Source organism: Pollutimonas subterranea, from assembly GCF_002849655.1.
Taxonomy (GTDB): Bacteria; Pseudomonadota; Gammaproteobacteria; order Burkholderiales; family Burkholderiaceae_B; genus Pollutimonas; species Pollutimonas subterranea.
The window spans coordinates 40,757-58,256 of record NZ_PDNW01000007.1; the positions used below are offsets into that span (position 1 = coordinate 40,757).

The window sequence follows — 17,500 nt, forward strand, 5'->3', positions numbered from 1 at the left end:
ACCTACTGCTCGACGCCGGTGGACGTGATGAGCACCGGGTAGTGGCGCAGGCCCAGGCGCTGGGCCAGGTCGTCGCCCGAGGCCGGCGCGAGGGTCAGGCCGGGCGCCAGGTGGCGCAGCTCGACCAGCGCCGCCGTCGACTCCACGTTGACCACCAGGCCCACGGCGCCCAGCTCTCGCAACGTGGCGTGGCGCTGCCGCAGCCAAGCGCGCGAGCGTGTGTCGTCGCCGACCAGGAACAGCGGCGTCAGGCCCGGCGCGCGGATCACGCGGCGCGGCACGTCACCCGGTGACAGGTTCGCCGAGCGCACTGGCAGCATCGCGACTTCGGCCTCGGCCGAGTTGCCCACGCGCGGGCGTGGCAGCGGGGCTGGCCGCGCGGTGTCGTCCGGCTGCGGATTCAAGGGCTGGTAGTACGGCAGTGCGGACGCGCCGCCGCGGTCCTCGACCACGATCAGTGGCGCGGAGGCGGTCTGGGCGAAGACGGTGGTCGTGGACAGCAGCCCGATGGCGGCGATGAGGACAATGTGGTTCATGGCGTGGTGCCCTGGAGGGTTGTAACGGGAGCGCCAGGGCCGAGCACGCGAGTCAGGTGCCGATGCACGCTGCGCCGGTAGCGCGCTGCGGGGGCGCCCCCGGCCGGGCGGTGGTAGCGGCCGATGGCGAGCAGCCAGTCCTCGCCCGGCGTGTGCTGCTCGCGCAGGATCTCGGTGGCGATGGCGAGGTTGCGGTAGGGGTCCAGCAGTTCGCAGGGCTGCGCATAGCGCTGCGCGTGGTAGCCGAGATTGACCTGGCCGAGCCCGGCGTCGATGCGGGTGGCAGACGTGCGCTTGAGCGCCTGGCGCAGTCCCGCGCAGGCCTCGGCGCGGGTGGCATAGCGGTACGGCTTGCCGGCGACGTTGAGCGTCCACGGCCAGGGCACCAGGCGCCCGCGCAGCCGGGTGCCGCTCTCTTGCAGGGCCACGGCGTACAGCACCGCCGCTGGTACGTCTGCACGATGCGCCGCCAGTTGATAGGCCGGCGGCGGCACTTCCCGCGCCAGGGCGGCCAACGCCCAGCCGCCGGTGGCGAGCAGCAGCACGGCGCTGGCGCAGCGGATGGCGACGCGGGATGGCCGACGCTCCCGGCCCGGAATACCTATTGCCGCTGCCATTGGCCGTTCACCTCGCGCACGACGGCCGGCAGATCGCCGGGGAGGCTGAGCGACAGCCAGCGCCCTGCATCGTGGTTGAGCGTGATGGTGCGGGCGCGCACCCTGGCCGGGTCGATGCCCGCCCGGGTGGCCCACTGCCGGATTCGCGCGTCGTCCTGACGGCTGCCGACCATGTAGAGATCGAAGGCCGTGCCGGCCGCCTGCAACTGCTGCACGCGCTGCGCGCACGGTGCGCAGTCGGCCTTGACGAAGACCGCTAGGCGCCCGGAACCGGTGTTTCCGGCGCCCTGCGCCTTGGCGCCGGGCAGGCTCACGCGCGGCTGGCCGGGAAACAGGCGCTGCCACGCCGCGTCGTAGGCCCGCTGGTAGGCCAGCGTCTTGCCGACGCGCCGGGCCTCGGCCTGCACCTGCAACTCCGCGTAGCGCCTGCGCTCCTCCTCGCTGCGGGCCTCGATGCCCAGCGCCGTGAGCGGATCGAGCTGGGGGGAATGCACGCCGAGCGGCCCCTGCATCAATTGTCGGAAGCGTGCCCACTCCTCGGGTTGCAGGCCCCAGTCCCGCGCTTGACGCTCGTCGAGCGCCGCATCGGTGTTGGGCTGTACCTGGCTGGGCACCACGCGCGCATTCGTCACCGGAGATTGCGCGGAGGCCCCCAGGGAGACGGACAGAAGAACGGCAGCAAGCATCGGCCGCAGGGTCATGGCCCGCCCTCCTACGGCACGGCAAGGCGCTGCACCTGGCCGTCCACGCGGAACACGGCGGCGCGAGCCTCGATGGATTGCAGGTGCCAGCCGCTCTCCGCGTCACCCTCGCGCAGCAGCCGGACACTGCCGAGCGAGGTGGCGGCCATGGGTGCGACCGACAGGAAGCGCTCGCCGCCGCGCAGTTCCACGCCGACCACCTGGAACGGTGGAGCCGGCAGCGCCGGCTTTGTCACCTCGGGTGCTCGACGGGCGGCGACGGCGGTAGTTTTGCGGGCTTCTTCCAGACGGGTTTCGATCCCGTGCACACGAGCCTGCAAGGTCTGCAGGTCGATGGCGAGGCTGTCCGCAGACTGTGCCGCCTCGACACGCGCGATGCGCTCGTCCAGCGCCTGTTGCGCGGTGGCGAATTCGGCCTGGCTGAGCGGCGTAGGCCGGCGCCTGTCCACCTCGGCCTGCTGTTCGAGTTCGGCCAGCCGCAGGCCCAGCGCCTGGACATGGGCGTCCTGCGCACTGGCCTCGGCCTGTTCGGTGAGACGCGACAGGCCGACACTGTTGACGACGGCCAGGGTGCTTGTGAGCAGCAGCCAGACGGTCGCGGCGATCTTGAGCCAACGCGTGCGGGAACTGCGCTCGGATGGCGCTTGGGGAAAGGTCATGGCTGCAGTTCCTCGGGCCGGTGGGCGTCCGGCACGGGCGTGGCGGTGCCGGGCGGGTTGGCGGAAAGGAAGGTGGGAGCACCGTGCCGGCTGAAGCAGACCTGGCGGGTCAAGTCATCGACCGACAGCTCCCAGGTGGGGCCGGCAAGGGTCAGCAAGGCATCGCGCAGCATCAGCGGACCCACGTGCAGATGTGCGGCAGGCAGCGGCAGCGCGTAAAGCGTGGCGGCCTCGGCCGCATCGCAGAGCCGGTAGCCCGAGCGCAGGAGCACATGGCGCATGGCATCGCCCACGCTGGCATCGAGCATGGGCGGAATCGAGACCACCACCGCCTGCTGCAAGAGATCACGCTGCGCGGGCTCCGGCACCAGCTCGACCAGGGTGTAGCGGCCGTAGCGGGCCACGGGCACCAGTCGCTGCTCCGAAGCTGGCTCGTCGGGCGGTGCTTCTATGTGGTCAGGGGTGGCCGGTGTCGTCGTGCAGCCGGACAGCAGGCCGCTGAGCACGGCGAAGATGCAGAGAAAACGAGGCAGAGACGGCAGCATGTGGCACCCCATGGCGATGAGATGCCTTCACCATTGCAGAACCGTGCTGCGCGGGATGCCGGAAATCCGAAACGCGCGGCGCCCCGTTTCCGAGGGAAGTCAGGACGGGTTCGGGCCCGTCATTTCGCCGGTGGCGATGGCGCTCGGGTTCGCCGTTGAAGACGCCGCCCGGTCCGGCAAGTGCGGCCGCACCGGTTCGATCCGCTCGATGAACCGGCGAAGTTGCTCCGGTGACTCGGTGCTCCGACACGGCAGCTGGTCTTCGATGATCAGGATGCGCATGACGGCACCGTTCCAGACGGATGCCGTCAATCTATGGCCCGCTTCGCGACCGGTCTACTGAAGTGTTTCTGACTTTCCCATCAGGATCGGGCGCGGGGACCGGCCTCACGGCGTCGCCTCCCCGTGCCGTCGGAAGGCGCGCCAGAGCGCGAGGTCATAGGCAATCTTCAGCGCGCCACAGGCCACCAGCGGTGCGGCCAGCCAGCCGGCGGCGAACAGCGCGCCACCGATGGCCGGGCTCACCGCGGCCGCGAGGCTCCTGGGCACGGCGGTGAAGCTTGCCGCCGCGGCGCGCTCAGCCGGCGTGACTACCGCCATGACGAAGGCCGAGCGCGTCGGCACGTCCATCTGCGACAGGGCGCTGCGCAGGAACAGCAACGCGAGCGCCACCGGCAGACTCTCGGCGAGGGCGGCGAGGATCAGGCAGACGCTCGACGGGATGTGGGTGAACACCATCGTGTTGACGAGGCCGATGCGGCGCGCCACCCAGGGCGCTGCGAGCTGGGAGCCTGCCGAGAGCAGCCCCGCCCAGAAGAAGAACTGGCCGGCGGCGGCGAGCGAGAGGTCGAAGCGCTCGAACAGCCAGAGCGCGAGCAAGGTGTTGACGATCAGTCCTCCGGCGAAGGCGTCGACCGAGAACAGCGCGGCCAGTTTGATCACGATGCCGCGCGAAGGCCCCAGTGGTGCGGGCGGCGCCGCCTGTGCGTGGACCGGATGGTTCGGCAGCGTGCGGTAAAGAAGGAAGATCGCGACGCCGGTCAGCCCGTAGGCGACGAACATGAGGCGCAGCGCGTCGAGCTGCACCAGGCCCGCATTCGTCAGGGTTTGCGGAATGGCCGTCGCCAGGGAACCGGCCGCGGCGCACAAGGCGCCGACGAAGGTGTAGCGCGCGAAGAGGAAGGTGCGCGCCTCGCCCTGCGCCGACTCGGCCAAGCGGGCGTGCTCCAGCGGCAGGAAGACGCTGACGTCGCCGGAGCTGGGATTCATCGTGCCGACGAAGGCGACGAGCAGCAGCGGCCAGAAGTCGCCAACGCCACCCAGGCCGGCCAGCAGCAGACCGGTCAGGCACATCAGTCCGGCGGCGGCGAGCAGCAGCCGGCGCTGCGGGAAGTGATGTCCCCACTGGCCTACCGCCAGGGTCGCCAGCGCCGAGCCGAGCAGTGTGGCGGTACTGATCAGCCCGACTTCCCATGTGCCCAGCCCCAAGGCCAGCAGATAGACCGGCAGCAGGATGGCGACATAACCGTCGGTGAAGGCCCGCAGCGCCCGGCCGACGAGCAGCAGGCGCGCCTCGGGCGCGGCCCCGGCGGGTAGCAGCATCACTTCGAGCCGAGCAGCCGCGCGACCTTCTTCAGCGGCGTATCCGCACACCAGGCGTAGAGCGCGTCGTACATCACTATGCCTGCCTTCAGCATCTCGTGGTCGTCGGCGAAGTTGAGCGACAGCCCTTTCGAGATGGCCAGCAGGCCGGCCGCTTCCTTCGCCAGTTGCGGCTGGGCGCAGTCGGCGGCGCGCACGATGATGGCCAGCTTCTGCAAGGACGGGTCCGTCAGCTGGTATTTGGCGATGAAAGCATCGAAGCTGCATTGATCGCCGTGGTGACCCAGTTCCACCCCGGAGACGTCATAGGGGGTAGCCCCAGTCTCGGCGGCGATCCTCATGACGTCGCCCGACGGCACGTAGAGAAACTCCGGGCTTTCGTCGATGAAGCGGGCAATCAGCCAGGGACAGGCGATGCGGTCGATTTTCGGGCGTTCACGGGTAATCCATTGCATGACGGTCTCCTACTCTTGTTTCTGAGCGTTCGAACTGCCAGCCCTCGCCGCAATCAGGCAAGCCACGAGGCAGGGCAAAGAGCGCCAGGGGCCGGCCCGCGTCATTTCACGGCCTTCTGTGCGTCCAAAGTCCTTTTCAACGACTGCGCCAGCTCCGCCGCTTTGCCTTTGCCCCAGTAGTGCAGAAAGACGTAGCGCGGCTCCTCGTGCGTCATGTGGTTGTGGATCGCCACGATGTTGATTCCTTCTCGCCGCAACACCTTGAGTACGGTCTGGAGTTCCTCCTCACGCATCGCGAAGTCACCGTCCACCACGGCCCGCTCGTCGGTCCCTGCAAACGCAGCCCAGGTGTTGACGCCCATCTCATTGCCGACGGGTGTGCCGTACATCTTCGCCTCGCGCCCGAAGCTCACCTTGACCATGCCGTCCTTCACTTGCGGCTTGGCGCCGAGGATTTCCTCGATGCGCGCCGCGGTGATGCTGCTGGGCGTGGGAATGCTGCCGCCAAAGGCCTTTGCGGGTTTGGGTTGGCTTGCTCGCACCTGCGCGACCCGGTCATACACAGCCTTGACCCCTGTGGCCAGTTGCCGCGCATCGCCCATCCCGCCGATGTGCATGAAGTAAACCTTGGGCTGGTCGAAGAAGAAGTGGTTGTGCAGCGCCGTCACTTCCAGGCCGGCTTCAAGAGCGGCGCTCATGGCCGGATTGACCTCGTCCTCGAACAGCACCGTGTCGCCCATCATCATCGTGCTGCCGCCCATCGGCGTGAATGCAGCCCACGATGTCAGGCCCATGAAGGGGGGCATCGTCCAGCGATCCACGCTGATCTTCACGTCATCGCGCGGCTTGCTGACCTTGAAGACGTTCTCGGTCTTGTTGTAGTTGCCCTTGAGTCCCGTCACGGACTCGATCGTTGCCGTGTCGACCGTCGGTCCGGCCGCAACGGCCATTTGCATGCAGACTGCTGTTGCTGCGGCGAAAAGGATTCGGGTTTTACGGGTCATATTACCTCCTGGTGGGGATAAACGATCAACACATCGTTCCGGGCGCCTCCCTCCCGCAGCAGGATTGAACGTACTGGCGAGTTCGGATTTCGGGGTTTCGGGTTTGATGGTGCGGTCCATGTTCAGGCTCCCAATCGGGTGAAAGCCGCTTCGGCGGTGGTCCAGGACAGGTTTTGCATGAAGGCGTCCACGTAAGCCCCGGCCTTGGCGCCGAAGTCCATGTGGTAGCTGTGCTCGTACATGTCGAGGGCGATCAGCGGCGTGGCGCCGGGCAGGTTGTGGGCGTGGTCGGCGGCCCAGGCGTTCACGAGACGCCCCCGGCGCGGACTCCACACCAACAGGGTCCAGCCGGAGCCGCCGCCCTGGGCCTTGCCCATGGCCGTGAATTGGGCGCGCCAGGCGTCCATGGAGCCGAAATCGCGCACGATGGCCGCCTTCAGCGTCCCGCCAGGGTCGCCTCCCGCGCCACCGAGGGAATCGAAGTACACCTCGTGCAGGATCATGGAACCGCTGGCGATCATCTCCTCGCGCTTGAGGCCGTTGATCTCGAACACCGGCGCCGCTCCCCAGTTCAATTGCGCCAGCTCTTGCTCGATGGCGTTGAGACGCTTGACAGCGCCGCCGTAGTTGTTCTCCCAATGGCTGACGATGAGTTTCTCAGACAGGCCGGTGAGTTTGGCCGGATCGCATGAAAGGGACTTCAGTTCGTAAGGCATCTTGGCTTCCTCAGCAAGGTGGATCGGAAACGGCGCGACGAAGGCTGACTCGATCAGGTTCAGCCTTGGCCCGGAAACACCAGCCACCCCGCCAGTCCCGCCGCGAGGATCACGACGACGACGTTGAGCTTGTTCTTCCAGACATAAAGGAATGCCAGGGCCGCGGCGAAGATCGACATGCCCGCCGTCAGCGATGGCACGCGTTCGGCAGTGACCCGCGCCAAGTCGATTGTGGTTGCGCCGATCAGGCCGACTACCCCAGCCGCGACGCCGTCCAGAAAGGCGTGTAGCCGTTTGTTCTCCACGACCGCCTCCAGCCGGTCGTAGAAAATCAGCGAGAACGCAAAGGCCGGAAGAAACACACCCACCGTCATGGCCACCGCCCCGATCGGCCCCCCCGCCACATAGCCGACGAACGTGGCGAAGATGATGAGCGGTGCCGGCAGCACACCGGACAGCGCCAGGCCGTCCAGGAACTGCCCATCCGTCATCCACCCGCGCCCGACGGCGTCGTTGCGAACGAACGGAATCGCTGTGTAGGCGCCGCCGAAGGTGAGCAAGCCGGCCTTGAGGCCTGAGGCGAAGATGAGCAACACCGAGGCTTGGCCCCGAACGACCGTTTCCACCAGCTTTGCTGTTGGCTCAGCCCAAAATGCCATGGCCGTGGCCAGCGCCACCGCTGCCAGCGTCACTAGCAGTGCTGAGGCCCGATGCTTGAGCACGAGCAGGGCGTACACAAGCCCACCCACGGGCAGGGTGATCCAAAAGTCGACACGAACTATGGCTGCCAGCGCGCAAACGATGGCAATGGCCCACAACCAGCGATCGAGCAGGATGTGCTCGCCGATGCGGTGCACGGCGCGCACGATCAGGGCGATCACGGCCGCCTGTACGCCAAGGAACGCAGCGCCCAGCGCGGTACCCACGATGTCAATCTGGAAGTACAACCAGGACAGCGCGAACATCAGCAAGAATCCGGGAAGCATGAACCCGAGTCCCGCCAGCATGCCACCCAGCCGCCCTTTCGCTCGGATGCCCAAATGAACGCATAATTCGTGGGCTTCGGGTCCGGGCAGCACCTGCATCACCGCAAGCAGCTTGTTGAAGCGTTTGACGGAGATCCAGCGTTCCTCGTCCACGAGCTCGCGGCGCAACATGCCGATCTGAGCCACAGGCCCGCCCCATGCGAGCAAGCCGAACTTGAGGAAGCGAACGAAGAGCTGCAGGTAGCTCATCGCTGGAGGGACGGCTTCAGTCGTGGCATCCGTCTGAGGACGGGTCAGGGTGTTCACGTTATTTTTTCCTCGTAACTCTTCAACAGCCAATCAAAAACTTCGCACGCGCGAACAAGCAGCGCGTCGTCGTCGGATTCGGATGCCCTCAGGCCCGCGAGCAGCTGTTCGATGCCCGGCGCTTCCGGTACCGGCAGTCCGCCCACGTCCAGGCAATGCACCACTTCGCCCAGGCGCGTCAGCGCCCGGTCGTCCTCCAGGCCAAAACTCGCCAGCAGCGTCTCGAAGGTGACCTTGGTACCGACGTGGCTGAACGTCGCACCGTCGAAATCGAAGCCGAGCCAATCGGCTTTGCAGTCGGCGGGACTCGTCAGCCAGACGATGCGGGCCTTCGGGTCGATAAACCGGCGGATCAGCCAGGCCGAGGCGAGCCGGTCGACCCACGGACGGGCCCGCGTGGCCCAGACACGGCCCCGATAGTCGGCCCGCTCCAGTCGCGGAATGTCAGCCTGCCGAGGGGTCGGCTCGTCGGGAGAAAGCCGGCGGGTGAGCGCGTCGCGCAGGTCGTCGAGCAGGCTCAAGGTCTGCCGCTGCGCCTCGCCGGGGAAGAAGTCGATGCGCGCCACCTGCTCGAAGCGGCGCACGAGCGGCTGGAGCTTACGCGCGGCGGCTGCGCCGTCCAGGGATGCCAGGCTCCGTCCGAGCCCTTTGATCTCCTCGACGATGCCCGCGTACTCCTCGCCCCGGTCGAACAGGGCGCGCAGCGCGGCTTCCTGAGCTTCGTCACACCCCGACAGTCGATAGACCTCGCCGCTGCCCCGGGCCTCGACCGACTGCGCCGCCACTTCGTCCAGCGCCGTAGCGCTATCGGCCGAGTCGGGCAGCAGATAGACCCCATCGCGCAGCGTCGCGCAGCCCAGCGCCTTGACGGAGCGCCAGACGCGCATGCGGCCGGTCGATGCCTTGGTGGGCAGGCTGATGAACAGCGCGAGAAAGCTCAAGCACGGACTCCTTTATCGCCAAGGGGTGGGTAATGAGTTATATATCTTACTGCATGTTATAGATCAAACGAAATCTACGAAGTTGCGTAGCGAGTCCGTCGGATCTGATCCCAAATCGCATGGTGCCCGCCGATGCGCCGACCAGCCTTATCAAGGAACGCTGGGAGAAGCTGGTGATGGCCGATGCTGGCATTGACCGGCACTACTACGGCCGCGCTTTTTTGTTTTCTGAAACGCTCCCCTGAAATAGCGACTGCGGCAACGACCGAAGACAAGAATTCGGCCCCCGAAGGGGCCGATCAAGAGGGAAACAATCTCAATGCACCAACTGCCGCGCCAACGCCACCTCCACCGAGTCGCCATCCTGGTTCAGGACATCGAGCCCTGATTCGGGCACGTCGCCGGAGGTGGATTGCGACACCATGATCTTCTTGGCCATCAGCCCCAGGCAGGTCATCTGCGAGGAGTTGGCGTAGCCGAGGTAGATCACCTTGACCGACTGCTTCTGACCGATACGCCATGAACGGCGTGCGGCCTGCTGCAGCGAATACACGTTGTAGCCCGACTGCATGAACACGATCGTCGGGAACTCCAACAGGTCCAGGCCGGTTTTCACCAGCTCTGGATTGGTGACGAGCACGTCGATACCGCGGTCCAGCTGCTCGGCGATCCAGTCTTCCCGGCGGGAGGCATCCACGCTCGCGCGCAGTACCGCCACCTTGAAGCCTTCCTGCTCCAGCAGCACCTTCAGGCGCGACGTGGTGTCGCGCGTGCCGGTGTAGACCGTATAGACCAGGGTCTTGCGACCTTCTGCTTTCTCCTGCTTGCAGATATCAATCAGCTCGCGCTCCTTGGGCATCACCTCCAGCTCGTTGAACTGAGCCGGGACGAAGGCCAGGGTGTTGCGCGTGCGTGGATGCACCACCGTCTCCGACCGGAAGCAGCAATCCGGCCAGGCCAGCAGCACGTTGAGGACCACACCCAGCAGCGTCGTGTCGCGCTTCGCCAGGGCCTGCTTCAGCTCCGCGGTCAGCCGTCCCGCCAGATCGCGATAGGCCGCGGATTGCGCCGTGTCCATCGTGACCTCACGGAACTCCTCGTCGTAGGGCGGCAGCACGTTGCCGCCGATGTCCTTCAACTTGAGGAAGACGGTGAACGGCAGAACGCAACGCAGCACGCCCTTCGGACCGAAGCCCGGCGCCTTGACCGTGCGCACCGATACTTTGGTGCCCTTGGCGGTCTTGTGCGCCGTGCCCGTGCTCTCGGAGTAGATGTCCTTGAGCACGCCGTGATCGCGCATGAACGCCATCGCGGCCGACGTCATGGAACCTTGCTTGGTCGGCCGGTAGCCGTCTTCGATCATCCGCCCAGGCAGGGCGCGGAACAGCAGGTGGAACAGGTCGTCGCCGTAGCCGCCCATCAGCGTGCCGGTGAGCAGCAGCGTCTTGCGCGCCTTGGCCGCCAACACCCCCATGGCCTGGCCCTGTGCGGAGCCGCCGTTCTTGTACTCGTGCGCCTCGTCGGCGATGAGCAGGTCGAACGCGCCTTGGGGAAGCTGCCTCTTGATGAACTCGGACGGCTGGTAGCCGCCCTCGCCGAAGCCGAACTCCATGTTGGCCATCGCACGTTCCATGCGATGGGCTTGCCGGTCCGAGAAGACCAGCTCGCCGTTGCCATCCATCAGGTTGATGAACTCGTGGATGTTGTCCCCGAGCATCGACGCGAGAAAGGCGTCACCGAACTTCTGCATCAGCTTCTGCGCGGTGACTTCGCCAATCGTGGGAATACGCTTCAGCGCCTTGAGCACGGTCGAGGACTGGTCACTGGCGGACAAGCCCCTGGGACGGATCAGCGTCCACAGCGGTGCGGCGCAATGGCTGCACTTGCGGCGGCTCTCTTCGGCTTCGAGTTCGACCGGGTTGATGGGCTCGCCGTCGAGGTCGGTGATGATGTGGCCGCAGTCCGGGCACGCCGCCACGTCGCCGTGGGGCGTGCGCCGCCGGGTGAAGACGGGCTTCCAGTGGAACCCCATCCGCATCCGCACGCGGCCCAGGACGAAGAACTCCTGACCCTGCGCCGGTACACCCAACTGCTCGCGCAGCTTCAGCAGCTTGACCAGCGTGTCCGGGCCGTTGAGCACCCAGACCTTGGCGCCGGCCACCGTCTCCTGGATTTCCCGCCGCCACTTGTAGACCAGATGCGGCGGAGAAAGAACCAAGGTTCGGCGGTAGCCTTCGGCGTTGAGCACGGCGGCGGTGGCAATAGCGGACGCAGCTGCTCAGCGGGCGGGCATGCCTGCTACCGGTGTGTCCGATGGGGGATAGATCACGGTCAGGAACTGCCTGCCGTTGTGATCGCGGAAGCACGTGCCGTCCGGTACGGCAACCCAGGTGATCCAGTCATGGACCTCCAGCGTCGTGCCGCGAACGATTCGGGCTCTGAACCAGCGGCCGGGCAGTTGGCCGTCGCCGTAGAACCCGGCGCTGGTGCGCGCGTGATGCGCGTTGAGCCGCCGGACGATTTGTCTGAGCGTCAGGGACATGTGCCACTCCTGAGATGAAGAGGAGGAACACGGCCCCGGCAGGGACACGTGTCCCTCGTAGGGTTGGAGAAAAGGTGCGAGTGCGACGGCGAGGCAGGCTCACCAACCGTTGTAGTTGAGGACCAAGTCGGCGATGACCTTGCGCCGCTCCAGATCGAGGCCGCCGAAGTCGGACAGCCCCTCGAAGCCGCAACGCTTGAGCATCGCGCCGCCTTCGCGGGCGTTGTAGAAGCTCACCATCGCGGACAGGAACATCCGCTGGCCACTGCTCAGGACACCCAGGGCGTCGTTGAGCATCAGCATGTTGGGCCGCAGCTCCCACTTGGTCGTGGCACGCTGCAAGCCTTCGCGGGTGCCGTCGCCGAACCACTCGGCGCCGGCGATCTCGGCACCGCGCTTCCAGGCCTGGAAGAACGCGGACGGGGCCTGGGTGAAATGCGCATCTTCCCGCGCGATCTGATCGAACACTTCTTGAGTCAATGACAAGCTCATGAGGAATCTCCTTGGATGGCAGGGGCAATCACGGGTGCGAGCGCTGTGTCCACGCGCCTGTCGCCAGGGCTTTGGCTGCGGCGTCGCGGCTGGGGAAGTACTCGAAGGACTCGCGGGAGCAAGGTCCGTCGTGGTCATCGAACGCGCCGATGTAGTAACCAGCGGCACTGCGAAGAACCTGCAGAGGCAGGCGCTTGCCGACAAAGGTCAGGGCCAGGTAGCCGATGGAATCGGCTCGGGCCGCCTGTGCCGTGATGGGTGGCGAAGTGGAAGCAAGGGACATGGGGCTCTCCATGGGGAAAATGGAAAGCTCAATCCCGACGGGATGAAGGAACTTCCCGTGAGGTGGATCGAAGCATCGACGCCAGGTATCGGCGGCGTCCGCGCGGGCGATGCGAAGCGGACTGGTTCGGTCTACGCGGAAGGTTCCGCGGCGCAGCCTTGAAGACCGGAGCTGCCTGGGCATGGCGCTGACGGAGTCAGCAACGCATGGGCTTAGCTTCGGAGAGCAGTGCGAGCTTGTCGTGCAACAAATCGAAGCTGCGCGGTTCCTGATTTCCAAGCGCTGGATAGCGCTGTCGCCATTTAGCAGCGCACACGAAAAGGCCCCGCAGTGCGGAGCCGGTTGTGAAACAGGGAGCAGAGGTTGTCGGCCGTGCGGCCGGCGTGTTTCAGGACAAGGAAAGACCAAGGTGCCGAAGGCTGGAGGCCTTCGGCTGGATGACAAAGGAGTGCCACCCGTGGGCTGCTACAGGCGTGGGGCCGTCGTCAAAGCCGCCGCTGCACCAGCAATCGCACTCGACCGGTATCGTGGCTGGGGTCGATATCCTCTGGCACGCATCCGCGCACAAAGGGCGCCCGTTTTTTCACCGGCGGGCACCGGCACCGAATACCGTCGACCCCGAAGAGTCTCCTGGCGGCTCGCGAGACGAGGCGCCAGGAGACTCTTCTGAGTGAACGGAAGAACCGCGGATCAAGGGAATCGCGTGGGGCGCCATTCGCGGACCAACTGCCTTCTCGCCCTGTGGCCACACGTGCCAGGCAGGACGCGCACACCGTCGCAGAAGGGATCGCGTGCTGGGGAGGCCCCGCAACGCGCGGGGCGCATGCCTCGCCGCCGGGGGAGCGGCAGGCGCGGCAGACGTGTTTTCAGGCTTCAGGACGCCTTGGGTGACGCGCGCCGCTTGCGCGGCGCCGGGCGTTTGCCCGTCGAAGATTCGACAGGCAGTGTGCCCTTGCAGTCTGGGTAGCGGCTGCACGACCAAAAGATGCCGCTCTTGCCGGTGCGCTGGCGCATCGGCGACGTGCACAACGGGCAGGCCGGCGTCGGCGGCAGCTTGAGGGACAACCTGGTGCCGCGGTGCTGCTGGACCAACTGCGTGATCCAGGCCGACTGCTTCTCGATAAAGGTGTCCAGCGTCATCTGGCCGGCCTCGATCATGTCCAGCGCCTGCTCCCAGATCGCCGTGGTGCCCGGATCGGCAATCGCCACCGGCACCGCATCGATCAGCGTGAAGGCCGCATCCGACGCGCGGATGGCGCGGCCTTTCTTCAGCAGATAGCTACGGCCCAGCAGGCCGTTGATGATGCTGGCGCGCGTGGCTTCGGTGCCGATACCCGTCGTTTCCTTGAGCTTCTGCTTCAGTCGCGGGTCGGTCACCAACTTGGCAACACCCTTCATGGCCTTGATCAGTTCGCCCTGGGTGTAGGGCTTGGGTGGCAAGGTCTTCAGCGCCTTCATCTCAACTTGCTCGACGCCGCACTGCATGCCGCTGGTCAGCGGCGGCAGGATCTGACCGCGCTGCGCCGGCTCATCATCCGACTTCTCCGGACCAGCATTGACCAACGCCAGGCGCCAGCCAGGCACGACCACCTGCTTGCCGGTCGCCTGCAGTGGCTGGCCACCGCTGGTCAACACCGCTGTGGTCCGATCGAACTCATGGTGCGGCAGGAACTGCGCCAGGTAGTGGGACCGGATCAGGCCGTACACCGCCTGTTCCTTCTCCGACATGGCTGAAAGCCGGGTGGGTTCCAGCGTCGGGATGATGCCGTGGTGAGCCGTCACCTTGTCGTCATTCCACGCGCGTGAACGTTGGCTGCGGTCCAGCTTATCGATTAGCGGTCGCAGGCCGGGATCGGTGGCGAGCAAGGCACCGAGGACGGCCGGCACTTCGGCCAGCATGCTTTCGGGCAGGTAGCCCGAGTCGGAGCGTGGATAGGTCGTCGCCTTGTGCGTTTCGTACAGCGCCTGGGCAATGTCCAGCGTCTCCTGCACATCGAGGCCGAGCTGGCGCGAACACACTTCCTGCAAGGTACCCAGGTCGAACGGCAGCGGTGCGGCTTCCCGCACGCGCTCGGTCTCGACCGACACCACCCGCGCCTCGCGGTCGGCGCGGATACGATCGGCTGCGTGCTGCGCCACCGGCTGCTGGAGGCAGCGTCCCGCCGCATCGGAGGTGCTGTCGGGCGGCAGCCAATGGGCGCCGAAGGAGTGGCCCGACTGAGCCAGCAAGACCTCGACCGTCCAGTACGGCACGGATACGAACCTAGCGATCTCGCGGTCGCGGTCGACCACCAGGCGCAGCGTGGGGGTCTGTACCCGACCGACCGACAGCACGCCCGAGTAGCCGGCTTGGCGTCCGAGCACGGTGAACAGCCGACTCAGGTTCATGCCGATCAGCCAGTCGGCACGCGAGCGGGCCAGGGCCGAGTAGTACAACGACAGCGTCTCGGCCGAAGGCTTCAACGCGCCCAGCGCTTTGCGGATCGATGCATCGTTGAGCGCCGACAGCCACAGCCGCTGGATTGGGCCGCGGTAGCTGCACAGGTCGAGGATTTCGCGGGCGATCATTTCGCCTTCGCGATCGGCGTCGGTGGCGATCACCAACTCGCTCGCTTGGGCGACGAGGTGCTTGACCACCTTGAATTGCGCTGCGACCGAAGCCTTGACCTCGACGCGCCAGCGCTCGGGAATGATAGGTAGTTGCTCGATGGACCAGCGCTTGTACTGCTCGCCGTAGCCTTCGGGCGGAACCGCTTCGATCAGATGGCCGATGCACCAGGTCACGACGGTACCCGAACCGCTGTAGCAGCCGGAACCTCGCTGGCCGGCGCCCAGCACGCGGGCGATGTCCTTGCCTTGCGAAGGCTTCTCGCACAGGAACACGCGCATGGAGCCTCCTCGGATACGTGCTGTTGATCGGATGGACGACAGCATGTCCGCGCAGGGAGAACTCGACAGCAAGGAAGCGGAACGGGATGGACACCGATTTGTGTGGACGACAGGAAAACGCCGCCCGCAGCGGTGTGGGCAGGTCGCTGCGGAAGGCGTTACGGAAGCGTCGTGTCGGGAGGGCGACTGGAAGCCGATGGACGTCGATGACGCTATCCCCAGGGGATAACTGGTGCATGGCGGGCGGTTGACGGTTGCTACAGCCGCCCTCGAAGGACATCTATTGGCCGGCGGCCGGCTTGGTGCCGAGCACCACCGCCTCGACGCGATACGGCAGGATGCCCACACGCCTGGCCTCGATCTTGAACGTGACCCGTTCGTTCTCGTCGGCATCCTCCCACTCGTCGCGCACCGTGCGGCCATCGACCAGTACGCGCATGCCTTTCTGGTAGAGACTGGCCCAGTGCTCGGCATCGCGATGCCACAGTTCCACCGGCGCCCAAAAGCCGCCGCGGTCCTCGTATTCACCGTCCTTCTTCGGCACCGGGTTGTCGAAGTAGACGTTCAGGCGCAGCAGACGCCGCGGTTCGTCGTTGCCGTTGGTGAACTCGCGGTACTCGGGCGCAGAACCGATGTTGCCTTCGCCGCTGAAATGCGTGCTCATGGTGCCTCCTGTCGCGTGGTGGGTTGGATCGAAACGCCGTGCCCGTGGTGGACACGGCGCAGGTAGACCGCCTCGGCCTGGGACATCTTGTCGGCGCATTCCAGGGCCTGGCGGGCAATGCTGTGAGTCAGGCTGATCTGCATGTTCAGCGCGATGCGCTGCAGCTCCATCGCGTAGAGATCGTCGACCAGGCGATCGGGCGTGGACGGGCTGGCGATGAGGTGCTGCCACAGCGTCACACCCATGCTGGACCGGTCGAGGTTGCGCCAGCGCAGGAAGGTCGTGCCTGCGCCAGTGGTCTGCTGAGCCAGTGGTCTGCTGAGCCAGTTGCGAGCCGAGCAGGTTGAAGGGGTAGGTGCGTGCCTGCGGCAGCACTCGTCTCATCGCCAGCGCGATCAAGTCGTCGCGCAGCGCCATGCATTGGCTGGCCCAGGCCTCCAGACTTCCCTTACCTTTAAAAGGCTTCAAAAGGCCTTTTAGGTAGGCGGCGTGTTCCAGTCGCTGGAAGTCGGGCTGTTCCAGCGGCATGAAGTGTCGAGGCGCCGCGGAGGATTGCGCCGTCATGCTGGTGCATCCCCATCGGTGGATTCGGTCGCCTTGGCGGACTTCCTCGACCTCTTGGGTTTGTCGGGCTTGGCGGTGTCCTCGTCCGTCGCAACGGCTTCGGCCTCGTCCGCGGTTGCCGCCGGTGTGCTGGCCCTGGCCTCGGCAGGTTCGCGCTGCATGGCGGTCAGTGGAGTGCGGCGCACCAAGGGCGGCGCGAAGCGCGAGCGGTGTGTGCCTTCGAGCACCTCCTGCGGCAGCGGCCCGTATTTCTCCAGTGCGACACGCGCCGCGGCGTTGTTCGCAGCGAAGTCATCGCGCTGGGTGCCGGAATAGCGGTACTGCTGGGCCAGCGAGAACAGGCTGCGCAAGGCGTGCGCGCCATCGTTGAGCCAGCGCTCCAAGGTGCTGCGGTCGATCAGCGCCGTGTGGTGGGCCAGGATCAGCTTGCGGGCCAGGTCGTCGTAGTCGGCCAGCAGGTAGACCGCCATGAAGCCGAGCTGTGCATTCACGAACAGCGGCAGCTTCACCGGCTGCACGTTCATGTTCTCGCCCAGCGACAGCGCTGGCGGCACGTCGGCCAGGGCCTGATCCACCTGTTCGCGCAGGGTCTGCAGGCGGGTCTTGGTGTCGGCGAGCTTGTCTTCGATCCGCAACATCCACCAGTCCGAGTACGGGTCGTCCTGCTCGGCGCCGCGCTTCATCTTGTTCATGGCGCCGATGAAGCCGTTGAGTCCGATGATGCCGGGGCGCCCCTCGGTCGGCGCACGGCCGTGCCAGATGCGCGAAGCGTGGTGCGTGTGCAGCGTCAGCGACATCGCGCTGCGCAGCGATCCGAGATTCAGTTGCAGGGGTTCTGTGCGTTCGTTGGCCATGGGAGCGACTCGCGGTGAAGGGGCGAGTCGCCAGCATCGGCATCGGCCGGAAGGCTGTCAGTCAACAAACCGCAGCCCATGCGCGCCCGGTTTTGTTCCGCACGGAAGGCTGTGAGTGCCGGCTATCCCCTGGGGATAGCTAGG

Annotated in this window: 21 protein-coding genes and 1 pseudogene; 2 read left to right on the forward strand and 20 right to left on the reverse strand. The window is 66.2% G+C overall.

The window, feature by feature from the left end; translation table 11 throughout:
• Positions 1-2: 2 nt before the first annotated feature.
• From CR159_RS09890 to CR159_RS09945, 12 genes are all read right to left on the reverse strand, one after another.
• Positions 3-536, reverse strand: a complete 534-nt coding sequence (locus tag CR159_RS09890; protein WP_086077280.1) for an integrating conjugative element protein — start codon at positions 534-536, stop codon at positions 3-5.
• Positions 533-1,153, reverse strand: coding sequence for a lysozyme family protein (locus tag CR159_RS09895; protein WP_086077281.1), 621 nt, complete (start codon positions 1,151-1,153; stop codon positions 533-535). The genes CR159_RS09890 and CR159_RS09895 overlap by 4 nt, the downstream gene beginning before the upstream one ends.
• Complete coding sequence (locus CR159_RS09900; protein WP_086077282.1) at positions 1,138-1,854, reverse strand: TIGR03759 family integrating conjugative element protein; 717 nt, start codon at positions 1,852-1,854, stop codon at positions 1,138-1,140. The genes CR159_RS09895 and CR159_RS09900 overlap by 16 nt, the downstream gene beginning before the upstream one ends.
• An 11-nt stretch (positions 1,855-1,865) precedes the next feature.
• Entirely contained in the window at positions 1,866-2,513 is a 648-nt protein-coding gene (locus CR159_RS09905) for a hypothetical protein (RefSeq protein ID WP_033470558.1), read from the reverse strand.
• Positions 2,510-3,058: a PFGI-1 class ICE element type IV pilus protein PilL2 gene (gene pilL2 / locus CR159_RS09910; protein ID WP_033470561.1), complete on the reverse strand. Its 549-nt coding sequence runs from the start codon at positions 3,056-3,058 to the stop codon at positions 2,510-2,512. The genes CR159_RS09905 and pilL2 overlap by 4 nt, the downstream gene beginning before the upstream one ends.
• Positions 3,059-3,157: 99 nt before the next feature.
• Positions 3,158-3,340, reverse strand: coding sequence for a hypothetical protein (locus CR159_RS09915; RefSeq protein ID WP_033470563.1), 183 nt, complete (start codon positions 3,338-3,340; stop codon positions 3,158-3,160).
• A gap of 105 nt (positions 3,341-3,445) precedes the next feature.
• Positions 3,446-4,660: an MFS transporter gene (locus CR159_RS09920; protein ID WP_033470565.1), complete on the reverse strand. Its 1,215-nt coding sequence runs from the start codon at positions 4,658-4,660 to the stop codon at positions 3,446-3,448.
• Positions 4,660-5,115: a chromate resistance protein ChrB domain-containing protein gene (locus tag CR159_RS09925; RefSeq protein ID WP_033470567.1), complete on the reverse strand. Its 456-nt coding sequence runs from the start codon at positions 5,113-5,115 to the stop codon at positions 4,660-4,662. The genes CR159_RS09920 and CR159_RS09925 overlap by 1 nt, the downstream gene beginning before the upstream one ends.
• A gap of 101 nt (positions 5,116-5,216) precedes the next feature.
• On the reverse strand, positions 5,217-6,071 hold the full coding sequence (locus CR159_RS09930) for a DUF1259 domain-containing protein (RefSeq protein ID WP_048512706.1): 855 nt from the start codon (positions 6,069-6,071) through the stop codon (positions 5,217-5,219).
• A gap of 170 nt (positions 6,072-6,241) precedes the next feature.
• On the reverse strand, positions 6,242-6,835 hold the full coding sequence (locus CR159_RS09935) for a superoxide dismutase (RefSeq protein ID WP_033470572.1): 594 nt from the start codon (positions 6,833-6,835) through the stop codon (positions 6,242-6,244).
• A 59-nt stretch (positions 6,836-6,894) separates the two neighbouring features.
• Complete coding sequence (gene chrA / locus CR159_RS09940; RefSeq protein WP_033470574.1) at positions 6,895-8,070, reverse strand: chromate resistance efflux protein ChrA; 1,176 nt, start codon at positions 8,068-8,070, stop codon at positions 6,895-6,897.
• A 53-nt stretch (positions 8,071-8,123) separates the two neighbouring features.
• Positions 8,124-9,068: a chromate resistance protein ChrB domain-containing protein gene (locus CR159_RS09945; protein ID WP_102073823.1), complete on the reverse strand. Its 945-nt coding sequence runs from the start codon at positions 9,066-9,068 to the stop codon at positions 8,124-8,126.
• Between the two features lie 119 nt (positions 9,069-9,187).
• Here CR159_RS09945 and CR159_RS22090 point away from each other — a divergent pair, with 119 nt between their 5' ends.
• Positions 9,188-9,313 (forward strand): hypothetical protein, encoded by a 126-nt coding sequence (locus CR159_RS22090; protein ID WP_255398788.1) that lies wholly within the window; start codon positions 9,188-9,190, stop codon positions 9,311-9,313.
• A 71-nt stretch (positions 9,314-9,384) separates the two neighbouring features.
• On the opposite strand, the gene CR159_RS09950 is transcribed toward CR159_RS22090, so the two are convergent.
• The 5 genes from CR159_RS09950 to CR159_RS09970 form a co-directional block, all read right to left on the reverse strand.
• Positions 9,385-11,331, reverse strand: coding sequence for a helicase-related protein (locus tag CR159_RS09950; RefSeq protein ID WP_439650525.1), 1,947 nt, complete (start codon positions 11,329-11,331; stop codon positions 9,385-9,387).
• Positions 11,332-11,346: 15 nt separating this feature from the next.
• Positions 11,347-11,610: a hypothetical protein gene (locus CR159_RS09955; RefSeq protein ID WP_033470604.1), complete on the reverse strand. Its 264-nt coding sequence runs from the start codon at positions 11,608-11,610 to the stop codon at positions 11,347-11,349.
• Positions 11,611-11,709: 99 nt separating this feature from the next.
• Positions 11,710-12,102 carry a hypothetical protein gene (locus CR159_RS09960; protein ID WP_102073824.1) on the reverse strand — a complete coding sequence of 131 codons (393 nt, stop codon included), beginning with the start codon at positions 12,100-12,102 and terminating at the stop codon, positions 11,710-11,712.
• Positions 12,103-12,130: 28 nt separating this feature from the next.
• A complete protein-coding gene (locus tag CR159_RS09965; RefSeq protein WP_033470653.1) occupies positions 12,131-12,385 on the reverse strand; it encodes a hypothetical protein in 255 nt (84 codons plus the stop codon).
• An 873-nt stretch (positions 12,386-13,258) separates the two neighbouring features.
• Positions 13,259-15,274: a DNA topoisomerase III gene (locus CR159_RS09970; protein WP_086077285.1), complete on the reverse strand. Its 2,016-nt coding sequence runs from the start codon at positions 15,272-15,274 to the stop codon at positions 13,259-13,261.
• Here CR159_RS09970 and CR159_RS09975 point away from each other — a divergent pair.
• Entirely contained in the window at positions 15,273-15,503 is a 231-nt protein-coding gene (locus CR159_RS09975) for a hypothetical protein (RefSeq protein WP_102073825.1), read from the forward strand. The genes CR159_RS09970 and CR159_RS09975 overlap by 2 nt on opposite strands.
• Before the next feature lie 51 nt (positions 15,504-15,554).
• Here CR159_RS09975 and CR159_RS09980 read toward each other — a convergent pair whose 3' ends face one another.
• The 3 genes and pseudogenes from CR159_RS09980 to CR159_RS09990 form a co-directional block, all read right to left on the reverse strand.
• A complete protein-coding gene (locus CR159_RS09980; protein WP_020685569.1) occupies positions 15,555-15,938 on the reverse strand; it encodes a single-stranded DNA-binding protein in 384 nt (127 codons plus the stop codon).
• Positions 15,935-16,502 (reverse strand): annotated as a pseudogene (locus tag CR159_RS09985) (DUF3158 family protein). The gene CR159_RS09980 and the pseudogene CR159_RS09985 overlap by 4 nt, the downstream one beginning before the upstream one ends.
• Complete coding sequence (locus CR159_RS09990; protein ID WP_232468106.1) at positions 16,499-17,356, reverse strand: PFL_4669 family integrating conjugative element protein; 858 nt, start codon at positions 17,354-17,356, stop codon at positions 16,499-16,501. The pseudogene CR159_RS09985 and the gene CR159_RS09990 overlap by 4 nt, the downstream one beginning before the upstream one ends.
• Between the last annotated feature and the right edge of the window lie 144 nt (positions 17,357-17,500).

Excerpts from the sequence above, each read along its gene's own strand:
- CR159_RS09890 (WP_086077280.1), bottom strand. The coding sequence starts at position 536 with ATGAACCACATTGTCCTCATCGCCGCCATCGGGCTGCTGTCCACGACC.
- CR159_RS09895 (WP_086077281.1), bottom strand. The coding sequence starts at position 1,153 with ATGGCAGCGGCAATAGGTATTCCGGGCCGGGAGCGTCGGCCATCCCGC.
- CR159_RS09900 (WP_086077282.1), bottom strand. The coding sequence starts at position 1,854 with ATGACCCTGCGGCCGATGCTTGCTGCCGTTCTTCTGTCCGTCTCCCTG.
- CR159_RS09905 (WP_033470558.1), bottom strand. The coding sequence starts at position 2,513 with ATGACCTTTCCCCAAGCGCCATCCGAGCGCAGTTCCCGCACGCGTTGG.
- pilL2 (WP_033470561.1), bottom strand. The coding sequence starts at position 3,058 with ATGCTGCCGTCTCTGCCTCGTTTTCTCTGCATCTTCGCCGTGCTCAGC.
- CR159_RS09915 (WP_033470563.1), bottom strand. The coding sequence starts at position 3,340 with ATGCGCATCCTGATCATCGAAGACCAGCTGCCGTGTCGGAGCACCGAG.
- CR159_RS09920 (WP_033470565.1), bottom strand. The coding sequence starts at position 4,660 with ATGCTGCTACCCGCCGGGGCCGCGCCCGAGGCGCGCCTGCTGCTCGTC.
- CR159_RS09925 (WP_033470567.1), bottom strand. The coding sequence starts at position 5,115 with ATGCAATGGATTACCCGTGAACGCCCGAAAATCGACCGCATCGCCTGT.
- CR159_RS09930 (WP_048512706.1), bottom strand. The coding sequence starts at position 6,071 with ATGCAAATGGCCGTTGCGGCCGGACCGACGGTCGACACGGCAACGATC.
- CR159_RS09935 (WP_033470572.1), bottom strand. The coding sequence starts at position 6,835 with ATGCCTTACGAACTGAAGTCCCTTTCATGCGATCCGGCCAAACTCACC.
- chrA (WP_033470574.1), bottom strand. The coding sequence starts at position 8,070 with ATGAGCTACCTGCAGCTCTTCGTTCGCTTCCTCAAGTTCGGCTTGCTC.
- CR159_RS22090 (WP_255398788.1), top strand. The coding sequence starts at position 9,188 with ATGGTGCCCGCCGATGCGCCGACCAGCCTTATCAAGGAACGCTGGGAG.
- CR159_RS09955 (WP_033470604.1), bottom strand. The coding sequence starts at position 11,610 with ATGTCCCTGACGCTCAGACAAATCGTCCGGCGGCTCAACGCGCATCAC.
- CR159_RS09960 (WP_102073824.1), bottom strand. The coding sequence starts at position 12,102 with ATGAGCTTGTCATTGACTCAAGAAGTGTTCGATCAGATCGCGCGGGAA.
- CR159_RS09965 (WP_033470653.1), bottom strand. The coding sequence starts at position 12,385 with ATGTCCCTTGCTTCCACTTCGCCACCCATCACGGCACAGGCGGCCCGA.
- CR159_RS09975 (WP_102073825.1), top strand. The coding sequence starts at position 15,273 with ATGGAGCCTCCTCGGATACGTGCTGTTGATCGGATGGACGACAGCATG.
- CR159_RS09970 (WP_086077285.1), bottom strand. The coding sequence starts at position 15,274 with ATGCGCGTGTTCCTGTGCGAGAAGCCTTCGCAAGGCAAGGACATCGCC.
- CR159_RS09980 (WP_020685569.1), bottom strand. The coding sequence starts at position 15,938 with ATGAGCACGCATTTCAGCGGCGAAGGCAACATCGGTTCTGCGCCCGAG.
- CR159_RS09990 (WP_232468106.1), bottom strand. The coding sequence starts at position 17,356 with ATGGCCAACGAACGCACAGAACCCCTGCAACTGAATCTCGGATCGCTG.